Below are 14,690 nucleotides of genomic sequence, written 5' to 3' on the forward strand. Positions count from 1 at the left end.
CGTGCCCGCGCCGGATCAGTCCGCCTCCACGGGAACGACCACCTTCCCCGGCCCCGCCCACGGACGGGTCCCGGGTGGTGGCACGGACAGCCACGAACCACGCGCCACCACGGTCAGGGGTCGCCCCGTGGAGTCGCTGAGTTCGTGAACATCGCCGGTGCGCACCACGACGTGACGACCGCCGGCCTCGCGCACCGCGCGCAGAACGTCTGTCTCGTCCACGTTCGGGGGCACACTCACGTAGAACTCGTCGACGGCACCGCCGCTGTCGGAGTGGACCTGTCTGAGACGGATGTCGACCCCCAACTCGGAGAACCGGCCAGCGAGAGCGGCCAGCCCGCCCGGCCCTTCGGCGACGGCGACCCGCACGCTCCAGAGCCGGTCCTCGGCGGGGGACGCGGAACGGACCGGGTCGGGATCGGGGGCAGCACCCGTGTGCGCGGAGGGTCGGCGGCGCGTCCGACAGTGCCTGCGCCAACGGTGCAGGGCGGAGAAGGCGAGGAGCAGGACCCCCACCACGATCAGGGCCCGGACCCCGCTGGCGCTGTGCCCCAGGGAGACCACCAGCAGGTGCGCCGACCCGGCGGCGAACAGCAGGGTCCCCATCTCCAGCACCTCGCGGCCGAAGAATCCGTGACGGTCGTCGTTTGCATGGCTGCCACTCAAAGCGTCCATGCACCCAAGGTGCCAAGCCCAGGTTGCGCCCGTTCGCTGTTTCGTGTCACCACGGTAACGACGGAGAGTGATGCCGCTCACGGCTTTACCCAGACTTGGTAACTCCGGGTGAACTCCACGGAGAGGGCGAACGTATTCACGTGGTCCGCGAAGGTCTCGCGGTCGATGACAGGGGGATGGCCAAGCATGAGGACAGCGACGAGGCGGATCACGACCGGAGCGTTCGCGACGGCGGTCGCCGGAGTACTGGTGGCGGCACCGGGCACGGCCGCGCACGCCGGTGAGGAGGTCCCCGAGCCGAACGTGTTCACCAGCGAGTTCTGGGTCGAGGCCACCCCCGACATGGTGATCGACAACCAGGGCGAGCCCGTCGCTGGCGAGGAGGGCGCGTGGGGCTCCTTCGAGTTCCGGCTCAACAGTGACCTGGACGTGGTCTGCTACGACATCAGGTTCCGTGGTGTCACCCCGCCGTACCAGAGCCCCGCCAAGACGGCCACGCACATCCACCAGGCCGCCGACGGCGAGTTCGGCCCGCCGCGCCTGGCCTTCCCCGACCCCGAGGACGACGGTCGTGGCGACCTGCGCAGTTCCGGCTGCATGCGGGGACCGTTCACCACCGGTCTGGACGACGCCGACGGCAACGACACCGGCGAGGGCTTCACCGTGGCCCAGATCGAGGACGACCCGGCGAGCTTCTACGCCGACACCCACACCGCCGACTTCCCGGCCGGTGCGATCCGTGGCCAGCTCATGGACGCGGGCAACGGATACGGCAAGCCCTGGTAGGACGACCGGAGGCGCAGTGACGGCGCCGCGGTGACCCTTGGCGCGGGGTCACCGCGGCGCTCCCGTGCCCCGTCCAAGACGCGAAACCCTCAGAACGAGGAACTCACCACGGGGTCGCCGCCCTCGTCGGTGATCTCGAAGCCCACCGCGTCCTCCCGCAGCAGCGCGCTGTTGAGGTTGCACACCATCGGATCCGCGCCCACGCCCACGAACTCACCCGCGGGGTGCTCACCTCCCGTTTCGTCGAGGAGCGTGGCCCGGTAGGTCCGCCCCTCCTCGAAACCAGTACCGGTCAGCCGGATCTCCACGCCCCACGTGTGCGGGATCAGCTCGGCCTCGGCGTCCACTCCGGCCTCGTGCACGGTGGTGGCCACACCCTCCAGGGGAACCGGCTCCGGGGCGAAGAAGGCGTGACCGGCGACAACCCCGGCGCCGACCCCCACGAGCAGGGTCACGGCGCAGGCCGCCAGGAGCCGTCGGGCTCGCCGCCCGCGCGCACGCGGCACGTGTTCGGCGCGCACACCGGCGACGATGCGCTCCCCCAGCTCGGGTGGGGGCGCGGGCAGCTCGGACAGCCGGTCGGGGTCGGCCAGCGGCAACAACTCCGCCGCGGGGGCGACGAAGTCGAGTTCCGCGCGGCACTCGGCGCACCCGTCCAGATGGGCCGAGACCGCCGCGCGCTGATCGGGTCCGAGCATGTCCAGGGCGTAGGCGCCCAGGAGGTCGCGTACGCCGCGATGGGAGTCCCCGTTCATTCGCGCACCCCCATCTCGTCCATGACCACGCGCAGGGCCTTGAGTCCGTAGAAGAGCCTGCTGCGCAGCGTGCCCACAGGTATGCCCTGCTCAGCGGCGACCTCGGCGTAGGGCCGACCGCGCAGGTAGGTCTCCACCAGGGCGGCCCGGTGCTCGGGGCCGATCCGCTGGAGCGCCTCCTCCACCAGCCAGGATTGCATCACCTGCTCGTCGAGGCTGCGCCCGGTGGAGCGTTCCGGGAGCCGCCCGCTTCCACTCGGGGCCATGGGCAGGGGCCGTCTGGCGGCGCGACGAAGCTCGTCGACCAGGACGTTTCGCGCAATGGCGAACAGCCAGACCCTCAGACTGGCGAGTTCGGGATCGAACCGGTCCGCCGCGCGCCAGGCGCGCAGGAACACCTCCTGCACCACGTCCTGCGCGGCCACCTCGTCGCTGAGCTGGCGCAACGCGAACCGGTACAGTTCGGGCCCGTGTGCGTTGTAGGCCGCCTGGACCCCGCCCTCGTCACGCAAGTCCGGCTCGGGGTCACCCACACCGGCCCCGTATCGACGGCGCCGTCGAAGCACACGGCCCATCCGTCCCCCGTCCCTGTTCACCACCGGGCTCTCCCGATCACGTGTTGGAAGAGTGTCTACTCCTCACGAGCACGTAGCGTTCACCGTTCGGCCAGTTCGGCCGAGAAAAGCTCGGTTCCCGCTCCGGGAGGCACCGGTACCACGGGGCTCATCACAGCGGTGGTTTCGACTCGGGGAGCGCTCCACCACCGGAGAGAGGCCCCCGCACGAGGCGGCACGGACAGCCACGAACCACGCGCCACAACCACGGATCGTAGGGAGGACCGCCCCCTGTCACCAGAAAGGGCCGCCCATGGCCGCGACCCGTCACCTGTACCTGGCCCGCCACGCCCAAGCCGACCCCGACACCGGAGAACTCACCGAGACCGGGCGCCTCCAGGCCGACCTGCTCGGGGCCCGCCTGAGCGAGTTCGCGCCCCACGCCCTCTGGCACGGCCCCCTGCCCCGCGCCGCGCAAACCGCCCACCTGGTGGCCTCCCACCTGGAGGACGTGACCCCGGCCGAACTCCCCGAGGCCGGGGACTACGCTCCCCACCTGCCCCGACGCCACGAGCTACCCACCGCCCACGCCGAGGGCGTCCTCGACTTCGTCAGCCGGGTCCCCGCCGCCGAACGCTCACCCGAACTCGGGCAGCGGGCACTGGAACTCCTGACCGGCCCCGTGGAGGGCGGGACGGACAGGCGCGAGGTGTTCATCACCCACGCCTACCTGGTTGGCTGGCTCGTCACGGCCGCCCTGGACGCCCCGCCCTGGCGGTGGGTGAGCGTGGGCGCCGCCAACGCCGGACTCACCGTCATCAGGTACGCCCCCGACACCCCGGCCTCAGTGGTCACCCTCAACGAACTCACCCACCTGCCCCACGACCTGCGATGGACGGGCTTCCCACCGCACCTGCGCCCCTGACCTCAGCCCCGGGTCCCCTCCCACACCTGGGCGGGGACCCGCTCCATCAGGCCGATGAGGGTGTCTGCGGCAGCCACCGTTTTCTCGGGCTCCAACGCGCCCGTGTACCAGGTCAGGAGGTGGTCACCCGTGAAGCGGAAAGGTATGCGCTCCTCGGCGCGCTCCAGCAACCACGCCCGCAGCGCCGGTCCCAGCACCGCCAGGGCGAACGCGTCGTCCTCGGTGGCGATCCGGAAGGTCTCGTCGAAGGTCGGCTCCCCCACCTGGAGGTCGTGCACCCCCAACAGTCCGAGAAGGGTGTGTCCGAAGTGCTCGTTCCTGACCTCCAGAGTGGGGGTGCGCGGGGTGCTCAGGGCGACGATCCCGAAGCAGTACTTCGTGGTGCTCGTGTTCTGACCGTCGTAGCTGGTCGTCGTGTAGCTGTACTCGAAGGCCAGGACCCCGTGACCCCCGTGCTCGGCGGTCAGAACGTGCCTGGCCTTGGCGTCGGAGCGACCTCGTTGGAAGGGTGTTCCGCTGAACCGGGCGACCAGTTCGGGGCGCTCCCGGTCGTAGGTCCAGCCCCGTTCACCCGCCCAGGCCTCCAGAGCCTCTGATCGCCGCCGCTCAGCGGCCGAGGACATCATCACGAGCGCGACGATGATGACTACGACGATCGCCATGATCGTCAGGGTGCCACCGGACATAGGGAAACTTCCTCTCAGCGCGGCTCTCCACCCACTGAGACGCCGTTCACTCCTCGCCTGGTTCCGCCCTTTTCCCGGAGTCCTGACTGGGGCGCACCCGCACGTGCGCGCGCTCACCCTGGGGGCCGAACAGGCCCAGGTACTCGACCGGCCCCGGTCCGGGGTTGGCCAGCGCGTGCGGGATACGGGTGTCGAACTCGGCGACCTCCCCCGGCTCCAACACCATGTCGTGATCGCCCAGGACCAGCCGCAACCGCCCCTCCAGGACGTACAGCCAGTCGTGCCCCTCGTGGGTGCGCTGTTCGATCTCCTCCGCAGGGACGGTGAGCGGGGCGTTCACGGTCGGGTTGGTGATCCGGTAGGCCTGGAGTCCGCCGGGCCTGCGGTTGAGCGGAACATAGGTGACCCCGTGACGGACGAACGACCCGCGCCGGACCCGGGGGTCCCGCACCGGGGGCTGCCCCACGAGCCGGTCCAGGGGCACCTCGTACACACGGGAGAGCGGCAACAGGAGTTCCAGGGTGGGGCGCCGCTGCCCCGACTCCAGCCGGGACAGGGTGCTCACCGAGATCCCCGTCTGCTCCGACAACCCTGCCAGCGTGGTGCCCCGGTCCCTGCGCAGGGACCGCAACCGCGGCCCCACCGCCTCCAGCACCGGGGTGAGTTCGTCTTCCATACCCCGAATCTGCCACAGACCGCCCTTCCCCTCGCACTACTGCGGGGGCAGTGTGCCGTCCTCACCGGCCGCGACCCGGTGTCAGGTCCAGCACGCGGCGCGGGTCTCCTCGGGCGAGTCGCCCGCCGAGTCCGACACCGGGTGTGGTTCCTTCCACGGCTCCCACCGCTCCTTCCGTGCGCTGGACGTGTTCCCAGAGAGCGTCGTACGCGTCCGACGGCCTGGCCCAGGGGGAGTCGTTCAGTCGCGGGCATGGGTCCACCCGACCAGCTTCGACACTGCTTCTTGACCTTCCGGGGCACGTCGCCCCCTCCTGCCCGGGTGGGCGTTCGCCACACCCCGCCGAAGGGCCGCCCCGCGCCCTATCCTGATCACCCACACCCAGGGAGGACCCACACCTTGGACGCGCCCACCGACCGGCTCCGCCCCATCGACCTGGCCCGGGCCGCCGGCATCTCCACGCAACAGGTTCGCAACCACGCGGACGAGGGCGTCCTGCCGCCGACCGCCCGCACCGACTCCGGCTACCGGATCCTCACCGACCTCCACCGCCGGGCCCTGCTCACCTTCCGCGCCCTGAGCGCAGGGTTCGGTGGCGCCACCGCCCGCGACGTCATGGCCGCCGTGCACCAACGCGACCTCCCCGCGGCCCTGGCGCTGATCGACGCAGCCCACCACGCCCTGCACGAACAGCGCACCGCCCTGCACGCCACAGGTCGGGCCCTGGCTGCGGTCGCCGAACACACCCCCGACGCACCAGCCGCCCACGGAGGTGAGCTGCGCATCGGCGAACTCGCCGCCCACCTGGGCATACGCACCTCGACCCTGCGCGTGTGGGAGGACGCCGGGCTGCTCGACCCCCGGCGCGAACACCCCACCGGGTACCGCCTCTACTCCCCCGCCGACGTGCGCGAGGCCCGTATGGTGCACCTGCTGCGCCAGGTCCGTTACCCGCTCTCGGACATCCCGCCGGTCATCCAGGAACTGCGCCGCAGCGGCGACAGCCGGGCGCTGCACACCGCCCTGGCCCAACGCGCGGACGAACTCACCCAGCGCTCACGGGCCATGCTCACCGCGGCCGCCCTCCTCGACGACTACGCGCGCACGGTCTGACCGCCGTCGCCCCCCGCCACCTGGCCTCGTCCCCCCACACACAGGGGTGCGGGCCGCCTGGGAACCACCCGGACGACCCGCACCCCTTCTCCTCCGGCGACCCCCGCACCGGGGTCCCCCACGCTCAGTCCCGCTCCTCCCGCAGAGCGAAGACCTTGCCCGGGTTGAAGATCCCCGCGGGGTCCAGCGCTCCCTTGACCGCCCGGTGCATCGCCAGCACATGCGGGCCCAGCTCGTCGGCGGCGCCGCGCATCTTCAACAGACCCACGCCGTGCTCGCCGGTGACCGTCCCGCCCACCGCCAGGGCCTCGTCCACAATCACCTCGAACGCCTGCTTGGCACGGCCCTTGGCCTCTTCGTCACCTGCCGGGACGATGAACAGCGGGTGCAGGTTCCCGTCCCCGGCGTGCGCGATGTTGCCGATCCTGGTGTCGAACCGCTCCCCGGCCGCCTCGATCGCCTCCAGCATGTGCGGGACCCGCGCCTTGGGCACACACACGTCCTCGGTCAGCAACGGACCAAGCCGCTCCAGGGCCGGGTAGGCCAGCCGCCGCGCCTGGAAGAGCGCCTCGGCCTCCTCCTCGTCGGTGGAGCGCACCGCGTACACGGCCTTCTCCTTCTCGAAGCACTCCAGGATGCGGTCAGCCTCCTCCTGACCGGAGGTCCCGGGCAGGTCGCTGCGGGCCAACAACAGGACCTCTCCCTCGGCGGACAGCCCCATGTTCTTCCACTCGTCCACGGCCTGGAGGCAGAACCGGTCGATGAGTTCCAGGGCCGAGGGCACGATGCCCGCCGCGGACACGGCGGCCACCGCCCGCCCGGCATCGGTCAGGGAGTCGAAGTAGCCCACCACGGTGTGCTCCACACCCCGGCGCAACGGCACCAGACGCAACGTCACCTCGGTGACCAGGCCCAGCGTTCCCTCCGAACCCACCATGAGCCCGGCCAGGTCGTACCCGGTCACCCCCTTGGCGGTGGTCCTGCCCAGTCGCACCACCTCACCGGAGCCGACGACGGCCTCCATGCCCAGCACGTAGTCCCGGGTGACCCCGTACTTCACACAGCACAGCCCACCGGCGTTGGTGGCCACGTTCCCGCCGATCGTCGACCACGGCGACGAGGCGGGGTCCGGCGGGTACCACAGGCCGTCCTGGGCGACCCTCGCCCGCAGGTCGTCGTTGACCACGCCCGGCTGGACCGTGACGGTCTGCTGGACGGTGTCCACCTCCAGCACCCGGTTCATCCGCTCGAAGGAGACCACCACCCAGCCCCGTCCGGCGTTGGCCGCCCCGGACAGCCCGGTACCGGCGCCGCGTCCGACCACCGCGACCCCTCCGCTCGCGCAGATCCGCACCACCTCGGCGACGTCGGCGGTGTCGCGGGGCCGTACCACCGCCGCCGGGGCGTCGTAGGGCGCCCACTCGGCCTCGTCATGGGAGTAGCCCTCCATCACGGCGGGATCGGTGACCACCTGTTCGGCCCCGATCGCGGCCACCAGCTCCTCGACGACCCCCGGCATGGACCCCTCCTTCACCCTGTGTGGCGGCGCTCACTGCACCGACGCTGCCCAGCACTCTAACGGGACGCCTCACCCCATGAGTCACCCGCGTACCAGGACGAACACCCACGATCTCCCACACCACGCCTCGGCAAAACAAGACGAATACCCACCAAACATCCACAAAAGCGGACCAGTCCGGTGTTAGCTTGGCCCCAACGGCCCAGACACACCACCCACGGCCGCGGAGGTGGGCACATGAGCACGATCCTGGTCACCGGCGCCACCGGAACCCTCGGCGCACCGGTCGTGGAACGACTACACCAGACCGACCACCAGGTCCACACCCTCAGCCGCCACCCCGACCCACAGGACCCGAACGCCCACGCCGTAGACCTGCGCACCGGGGAGGGACTCGACACCGCCCTGACCGGCGTCGACACCGTCGTGCACTGCGCCAGCAGCCCCACCGGCGGCGACCTCCAGGCCGCCACCCACCTCCTGCGCGCCGCCAGGGCCAACGGCGTCACCCACCTGGTGTACGTCTCCATCGTCGGCTGTGACAGCGTCCCCCTGGGCTACTACCGCACCAAGCACACCGTCGAGGAGGCCCTGCTCGCCTCCGGTCTGGGCGTGACCGTCCTGCGCGCCACCCAGTTCCACCAGCTCGTCGCCGCGGTCTGCGCCCGAGCCGCCCGCCTGCCCGTGATGCCCTACCCCGACGTCGACGTGCAGCCCGTCGACCCCGGCGAGGTCGCCCTGCGCCTGGTCCGTCTGGCCCAGCAGGAACCCTCCGGACGCGTCCCCGACCTGGGTGGCCCCCGGGTCGAGTCCTTCCACGACCTGGCCCGCGCCTACCTGGACGCCACCGGCGCCTCGCGCCGCCTGCTGCCGGTGCGCCTGCCCGGAGCGACCTTCGCCGCCTTCCGCGCCGGGGGGCACCTGGCCCCCGAGCACGCCGTGGGCCGCACCACCTTCGCCGAGTTCCTGGCCCGAAGCTGAGGCGCACCCGCGACGAAGCGGCCGCACCCGAGAACCAGGACCACAGCCGGTCCGCGAGCGCGCCACGCGTGAGCGGGCCCCTCGGCCGCGCCTACTCGCAGCCGCTGGCCGGCCCTTCCGAGGGCGTGACCTCCCGAACGAACACCAGACCGTCACTGTTCGCCAGGTGCGCCGGGTCCAACGGCGCGTATCCGAACCACGGCGACTCCCGGGCCTCGGCGGAACCCTCACCCAGCACCCGCGCCAACTCAGGGGCGTCCACCACACAGCGCTCCCGGCCCAGCGCGTACAACACCCCCTCCACGCTTCCCTGGGGTGGTTCCTCCACCCCGTGGTGACGCAGTGTGCCCAACGCGGTGGGCAGGAACGCGTACCCGCGGCCCAGCCGCTCCGCCACGAGTGCCCCCGCACTCCACCACTCCATCAACCCCTGCCACATCCGCATTGAGCTCCGCTCCCGTTGCAGGTGGGAGTTGTGCGCGTGCACCAACACCGGCCCATGGTCGGCCAGGGCCAGGAGGTTGTGCGCCATCATCTGGTCCCGAACCCCCAACAACCGGGTGATGCGCGCGGGCGAGGCGTCCGCCAGCCAGTGGTGGTAGCGCAACAACCCCACGGCCGTGCGACCGTACAGCTCGGCCCGCGCCAGTTCCGCGCGCGAGGTCGCCCCCACCAGGTACGGAGCCTGCGCGTCCAGCAGCGCCACCAGGTCGTCGGCGATCAACCGCAACTGACCGGCCTCGGCGGACTGCCCCACCGACCGGCCCGGGTCCATCATCGCCTCCGGGTCGGTCCAAGTCCCGTCCGATCCGAGCAACCGGTCCAGGTACCCGGCGGTACAGGGCAGCAGGTCCGCCTCGACCTGTTCGGCCAGGTGGTCGTACAGGGCGCTCAGGGCCTGCCGGGGGCTCTCGGCGCCCGAGATCTCCAACGGACCGTCGAACCCGGCGAACCGCACCCGCTCACCCACCGGGCGTCCCTCGTTGTGGGCGCGCATCCACCGCACCAGTTCGCGGTTGGCGGCGTAGGCACCGAAGCCGTGACTGAATCCGCGCTCCATCACCTCGTCGAGGGTTCCGTGACCGAAGGTGACGTACTCGTCCACGACCAGCCCCCTCAGGCAGTCGCTCTCCAGCGCGATCGTCCGATACCCCTCCTCCACGAGCTCGCGGAACAGGTCGTTGCGCACCCGGAGCAGCGTGCCGTCATCGTGCGTGGGCTCACCCAGAGCCAGCACGCGCGGCCGGTCTGGGAGCAACCCCATCACCGAGGCCGCCCCGAGCGCATGCGTCGTGTCCTTCGTCCGCGTGTCCATACCTTCGACGGTATCGCTGAACCGACCGTGGAGACTTTGACGCACTAGCATCGAGAACATGGCAGAAAAGCTTCAAAGAGGGGTACGCCTGAGACCGATCGACCTGGCCCGTCGGCACGGGCTGTCCACCCAGGCGATCAGGAACTACGAGGCCGACGGCATCCTCCCACCCGCCGAACGCACCCCCCACGGCTACCGCACCTACACCCCGCTGCACGCCTCGGCCCTGCGCGCGTTCCTGGCCCTGTTCCCCGGCCACGGCCACCAGCGGGCGGCAGCGATCATGCGAGCGGTCAACCACGGGCACGTGGAGGAGGCACTGCACGAGATCGACCTGAGCCACGCCCAACTCCTCGACGACCGCCGCACCCTCACCGCCGTCCGAAACGCGCTCCACGACCTGGACCCCGCGCCGACCACGGCCGCACCAGCGGCCACCAGGGTGCTCTCCGGACTCACCACCACGAACCCCACACCCGGGACCGTCTTCATCGGGCAGCTCGCGGGCCGCCTCGGCGTCCGACCGGCCACCCTGCGCAAATGGGAGAACGCCGGACTGGTGTTCCCGGTCCGCGACCCACGAACCGGCTACCGCGTCTACGACGACGCCGCGGTACGCGACGCCCAACTGGTCCACCAGCTCCGGCGCGGCGGCCACCTGCTGCAACAGATCGCCCCGCTCATCACCCAGGTGCGCTCGGCCGGCGGCCTCCAACCGTTGGAGGGGACCCTGGACGACTGGCACCAGCGGCTCGACACCCGAGGACGAGCGCTCCTGACCGGCGCCGCCCAACTGGAGGCCCACCTGTCCACGCACGCCTGAACCCCCAAAGACCCACCCGCGCCAAAGAACACCCCCGGTGTGCGCACCCTGGGGCGCCCCCGAACGCGGGCCCCTTCCCACCACCGTTCCACCGACGGGCGAAGGGGGGGGCACGAACGCGAAACGGTTCGAGCAGGAGGACCCCTGGAGGCGGCGCCGACCCGCCTCCCCGGCCGTCAGTGACCCAGCCTTCCGCGCCAGGCCGCCAGGGACGGGCGTGGCGCCGGCATCACGAAGGAGAGGTGAACACAACAAGAGCGTGCCCGCACACGCCGACGCGGAGTCAGCGACCCAGATTCCGGTAGCGCCGCATCGCCAACGGAACGAACACCGCCATCAGCACCAGAGGCCACACCACCGCCATCAACACCGCGTTCTGCGCCACCCACGACTCACCCACCACCGTGGTGTTGCCGAACAACTCACGACAGGCCAGCACCGTCGCCGACAACGGGTTCCACTCGGCCACCGGCGCCAACCACGCCGGAATCACCTCCGTGGGCACGAACGTCTCGGCCACCATCGCCAGCGGGAACACCAGCGAGAAGAACTTCATGGCCGCTTCGGGGCTGCGCACGAGCAACCCCAGGTAGATCCCGATCCACGTGAACGCCAGTCGCAACAGCAACAACAACCCCAACGCGGCCAACGCCGGCGCAGGTCCGTTGTGCCACTGCCACCCGACCAACAACCCCATCCCCACCAGAACCAACAGATCCACCAGGGCCGAGACCACGTCCGCCATACTGCGCCCCACCAACAACGCGGACGGAGCCATCGGCAACGTCCGGAACCGGTCCACCACACCCCGGCCCACGTCCGTGACCACAGCGATCGTCGTGTTCCCGATCCCGAACGCCATGGTCAGCGCGAAGAGCCCCGGCATCAGGAAGTCGCGGTAGTCCTCACCGCCCACCCCCATGGCCGCGCCCATCGCCTCACCGAACACGAAACCGAACAGCAGCACCGCCAGCACCGGGATCATCAGCGTCCCGATCACCTCATCGGGCTTGTACAGCAGGTGCGCCAGGTAGCGGCGGGCCACCACGACGGAATCGGCCACCGCCCAACCAGCCCTTCCCAGCAGGACCCGCGGCCCCCGCCGTTCACGCTCCACGTCCGCGATCACGACCGCTCCTCCGCCACAGCGCCACCGTGCTGCCCGGTCAACCCCAGGAACACGTCATCCAACGTCGGACGCCGCAACGCGATGTCCTCCACGTCCAACCCAGCCTCGTCCAGCGCCCGCACCACCTTGGACAACCCCGCGCCGCGCCCACACACCGGCGCACTGACCCGCAACGCGTCCCGGTCCACCTCCGGCGGCGCCCCGGCCATCCGGCCCAGCACCTCCACCGCCACCGGCAACTCCTCCACACCGGCCACCACGACCTCCACCCGGCCACCGCCCACCCGCGACTTCAACTCCTCCGGGCTTCCCTCGGCGATCACCCCGCCCCGGTCCAACACCGACACCCGATCCGCCAACCGATCGGCCTCCTCCAGGTACTGCGTGGTCAACAGCACCGTCGTACCCCCCGCCACCAACTCCCTGACAGCCCGCCACACCTCGGCCCGGCTGCGCGGGTCCAACCCGGTCGTGGGCTCGTCCAGGAACAGCACCCGAGGGTCCAGCACCAGCCCCGCCGCCAGATCCAACCGGCGGCGCATCCCACCCGAGTACGTGCGCACCGAACGGTCAGCCGCCCCCGTCAGGTCGAAACGCTCCAACAACTCCACGGCCCGCTCCCGAGAACGCCGCCGCCCCAGGTGGTAGAGGCGCCCGAACATCTCCAGGTTGCGGCGCCCGCTGAGGATCTCGTCCACCGCCGCGTACTGCCCCACGAACCCGATCCGCGAACGCACCAGCCGAGCCTGCGAGGCGACATCGGCCCCGGCCACCCTGGCCCGGCCACCGTCGAACCCCAACAGGGTCGCCAAGACCCGCACCAACGTCGTCTTACCCGCACCGTTGGGCCCCAGCAGTGCGTGCACGGTCCCCGGCGCCACCGCCAGGTCCACCCCGTCCAGGGCCGCCCCACCACCCGGGTAGAGCTTGCGCACCCCCTCCGCCAGGATCACCGGTTCGCCGCTCACGAGACCACCTCCGCCACCCGCACCCGACCCGCGTGACGGGGACGCGGCGCCACCACCGGCGTCACCTCCTCGTACCGGCCCACCGCGATCCGAGCGATGTTGCGCACCGACTCACTGCCCGACCGGTAGTACGAGCAGTGCCCCGGGATGTCCCCGGTCCCGAACACCCGCGCCCCGTACCCGGGCCGCATCGGCGAGGGCCCGTGCCCCACCTCCCCCACGTGCCCGCGCGGAAAGAACCGGATCCAGTCACGGGGCCCCCGCGCCGCCCACAGGTTCCCCGAGAACCCCAGCTCCTCAAGCGAACGCGTCCCCATGCCGGGGCTGCCCAGCGCCACACAGTCACTGACCCGCCCCCGGCCCAGGGCCAGACCGCACACCACCGTGCCGTAGCTGTGTCCCACCAGCGTCACCCGTGCCGCACCCGGCAGGAACCGGGTCAGCCGCACCAGGTCCGCAGCCCCCTCCAACGCCGGGCGACGCGAGACGGCCTCCCCGAACCCGCGCGGCGTGCGGTACCCCACCCACACCACCACGGCCACACGCTCCCCCGGCGCCACCTCACGCATCGTGCGCAACAACGTCTCCCCGTTGGCGCGCGGCCGTGTGGCCCGCTTCTGGTTGAAGTAGTTGCCCAGGTAGTTGTCGTTGCCCGGCACCAGGACCGCGACATGGTCCGCGGTGGCCGCGTCCCCCAACTCCTCCACGATCCGCCCGTCCTCGGTCCCGTCACAGGCCAGCAGACGAACCCCGTACCCCTGGGCGCGCTCATAGCGCAACGGCTCAGGGACCGGAATGGTGGATGGGCCCGCCGCGATCATGACTCTCCCCGAGGTTCCTCGTACAACAGGCTTCGCTGACACCCTCAACGCTAGAACCGCGGGTACGACCGGCACGATGACGCAGACACCCACTTACCGGTCCACTCCCACCCACCTCCCGCAGTGGTGCCAGCACTACCGGAGCTCCGACCCACTCACCTGACCGGCAGCAATCCGCTTGCCCGCCGAAGGCGCCCCTGCAACGATGCACCCATGCGGATCGTGACCCTGGCCCAGCGCCCCGACCTCGCCGAGGTCCTGGAACGCCCCGAACTCAACCCCGGGCCCGAGGTGATGTTCCACGACACCGTCGCCCACCGGTACTGGAACCGCCTGGCCCGCGACTTCGCCGAGTACCAGATCGCCCTGGTACGCGGCGACGAGGTCATCGCCCGCGCCAACAGCGTCCCGCTGGCATGGCACGGCACCCCCGACGAACTCCCCGACGAGGGCTTCGCGTGGGCCCTGGAACAGGCCTTCGACGACAGGGCCGCCGGACGCGCACCCACCATCGCCTCCGCCCTGTACATCGCCGTCTCCACCCGCCACCAGGGCGCCGGGGTCAGCGCCCGCATGGGTCAGGCCCTGCGCGACAACGCCGCCGAGCACGGACTCACCGCGCTGGCCGCACCCCTGCGACCCACCCACAAACACCGCTACCCGCTGATCCCCATGGCCGAGTACGCCAGCTGGACCCGCGACGACGGCCTGTCCATCGACCCCTGGCTGCGCACCCACCAACGCCTCGGCGCGCACCTGCTCCACCCCTGCGAGAGGTCCATGACCGTGGAGGGCACCGTCGCCCAGTGGCGCCAGTGGACCGCCATGGACTTCCCCGGCAGCGGACGCCACATCGTGGAAGGCGCCCTGTCGCCCGTCACCATCGACCTGGCCGCCGACCGCGGCACCTACGTCGAACCCAACATGTGGGCCTGGCACCCCCTCACCTGACCCACCACTCGGA

At 71.2% G+C, this 14,690-nt stretch carries 16 protein-coding genes; 6 read left to right on the plus strand and 10 right to left on the minus strand.

Annotated elements, in window-relative coordinates; translation table 11 throughout:
* Positions 1-15: 15 nt before the first annotated feature.
* Positions 16-675, minus strand: coding sequence for a hypothetical protein (locus KBX21_RS01680; RefSeq protein ID WP_247665034.1), 660 nt, complete (start codon positions 673-675; stop codon positions 16-18).
* A gap of 186 nt (positions 676-861) precedes the next feature.
* Here KBX21_RS01680 and KBX21_RS01685 point away from each other — a divergent pair, with 186 nt between their 5' ends.
* A complete protein-coding gene (locus KBX21_RS01685) occupies positions 862-1,461 on the plus strand; it encodes a CHRD domain-containing protein (protein WP_156208067.1) in 600 nt (199 codons plus the stop codon).
* A gap of 89 nt (positions 1,462-1,550) precedes the next feature.
* Here the strand turns inward: KBX21_RS01685 and KBX21_RS01690 are convergent, their stop codons facing one another.
* Complete coding sequence (locus KBX21_RS01690) at positions 1,551-2,216, minus strand: anti-sigma factor (protein WP_210840778.1); 666 nt, start codon at positions 2,214-2,216, stop codon at positions 1,551-1,553.
* Positions 2,213-2,815 (minus strand): sigma-70 family RNA polymerase sigma factor, encoded by a 603-nt coding sequence (locus KBX21_RS01695; protein WP_234003940.1) that lies wholly within the window; start codon positions 2,813-2,815, stop codon positions 2,213-2,215. The genes KBX21_RS01690 and KBX21_RS01695 overlap by 4 nt, the downstream gene beginning before the upstream one ends.
* A gap of 268 nt (positions 2,816-3,083) precedes the next feature.
* Between KBX21_RS01695 and KBX21_RS01700 the strand changes: the two genes are divergently transcribed.
* Positions 3,084-3,695, plus strand: coding sequence for a histidine phosphatase family protein (locus tag KBX21_RS01700; protein WP_210840779.1), 612 nt, complete (start codon positions 3,084-3,086; stop codon positions 3,693-3,695).
* A gap of 2 nt (positions 3,696-3,697) precedes the next feature.
* On the opposite strand, the gene KBX21_RS01705 is transcribed toward KBX21_RS01700, so the two are convergent.
* Both KBX21_RS01705 and KBX21_RS01710 read right to left on the minus strand, forming a co-directional pair.
* The gene (locus tag KBX21_RS01705) at positions 3,698-4,381 is read right to left on the minus strand and encodes a hypothetical protein (protein ID WP_210840780.1); all 684 of its coding nucleotides are present in this window, start codon (positions 4,379-4,381) and stop codon (positions 3,698-3,700) included.
* A gap of 46 nt (positions 4,382-4,427) precedes the next feature.
* On the minus strand, positions 4,428-5,057 hold the full coding sequence (locus tag KBX21_RS01710) for a helix-turn-helix domain-containing protein (RefSeq protein WP_049572373.1): 630 nt from the start codon (positions 5,055-5,057) through the stop codon (positions 4,428-4,430).
* A gap of 399 nt (positions 5,058-5,456) precedes the next feature.
* Here KBX21_RS01710 and KBX21_RS01715 point away from each other — a divergent pair, with 399 nt between their 5' ends.
* The gene (locus tag KBX21_RS01715) at positions 5,457-6,170 is read left to right on the plus strand and encodes a MerR family transcriptional regulator (RefSeq protein ID WP_210840781.1); all 714 of its coding nucleotides are present in this window, start codon (positions 5,457-5,459) and stop codon (positions 6,168-6,170) included.
* A gap of 124 nt (positions 6,171-6,294) precedes the next feature.
* On the opposite strand, the gene KBX21_RS01720 is transcribed toward KBX21_RS01715, so the two are convergent.
* Positions 6,295-7,689 (minus strand): FAD-binding oxidoreductase, encoded by a 1,395-nt coding sequence (locus tag KBX21_RS01720; RefSeq protein ID WP_210840782.1) that lies wholly within the window; start codon positions 7,687-7,689, stop codon positions 6,295-6,297.
* Between the two features lie 237 nt (positions 7,690-7,926).
* On the opposite strand from KBX21_RS01720, the gene KBX21_RS01725 reads away from it, so the two are divergent.
* Positions 7,927-8,670 (plus strand): SDR family oxidoreductase, encoded by a 744-nt coding sequence (locus KBX21_RS01725; RefSeq protein WP_210840783.1) that lies wholly within the window; start codon positions 7,927-7,929, stop codon positions 8,668-8,670.
* Between the two features lie 91 nt (positions 8,671-8,761).
* Here the strand turns inward: KBX21_RS01725 and KBX21_RS01730 are convergent, their stop codons facing one another.
* Positions 8,762-9,985 (minus strand): erythromycin esterase family protein, encoded by a 1,224-nt coding sequence (locus tag KBX21_RS01730; protein ID WP_210840784.1) that lies wholly within the window; start codon positions 9,983-9,985, stop codon positions 8,762-8,764.
* 58 nt (positions 9,986-10,043) lie between these two features.
* Between KBX21_RS01730 and KBX21_RS01735 the strand changes: the two genes are divergently transcribed.
* Positions 10,044-10,808: a TioE family transcriptional regulator gene (locus KBX21_RS01735; protein WP_210840785.1), complete on the plus strand. Its 765-nt coding sequence runs from the start codon at positions 10,044-10,046 to the stop codon at positions 10,806-10,808.
* A gap of 283 nt (positions 10,809-11,091) precedes the next feature.
* Here the strand turns inward: KBX21_RS01735 and KBX21_RS01740 are convergent, their stop codons facing one another.
* Genes KBX21_RS01740 through KBX21_RS01750 form a run of 3 tightly spaced genes read right to left on the minus strand, consistent with a single transcriptional unit; the run spans position 11,092 to position 13,726 of the window.
* The gene (locus KBX21_RS01740; RefSeq protein ID WP_049572348.1) at positions 11,092-11,937 is read right to left on the minus strand and encodes an ABC transporter permease; all 846 of its coding nucleotides are present in this window, start codon (positions 11,935-11,937) and stop codon (positions 11,092-11,094) included.
* Entirely contained in the window at positions 11,934-12,905 is a 972-nt protein-coding gene (locus KBX21_RS01745; protein WP_210840786.1) for an ATP-binding cassette domain-containing protein, read from the minus strand. Before KBX21_RS01745 ends, KBX21_RS01740 begins: the two co-directional genes overlap by 4 nt.
* Positions 12,902-13,726, minus strand: a complete 825-nt coding sequence (locus KBX21_RS01750) for an alpha/beta hydrolase (RefSeq protein ID WP_210840787.1) — start codon at positions 13,724-13,726, stop codon at positions 12,902-12,904. The genes KBX21_RS01745 and KBX21_RS01750 overlap by 4 nt, the downstream gene beginning before the upstream one ends.
* Before the next feature lie 213 nt (positions 13,727-13,939).
* On the opposite strand from KBX21_RS01750, the gene KBX21_RS01755 reads away from it, so the two are divergent.
* Positions 13,940-14,677, plus strand: a complete 738-nt coding sequence (locus KBX21_RS01755; RefSeq protein WP_210840788.1) for a hypothetical protein — start codon at positions 13,940-13,942, stop codon at positions 14,675-14,677.
* Positions 14,678-14,690 lie beyond the last annotated feature (13 nt).

Source organism: Nocardiopsis sp. B62 (assembly GCF_018070675.1).
GTDB classification, from domain to species: Bacteria; Actinomycetota; Actinomycetes; order Streptosporangiales; family Streptosporangiaceae; genus Nocardiopsis; species Nocardiopsis prasina.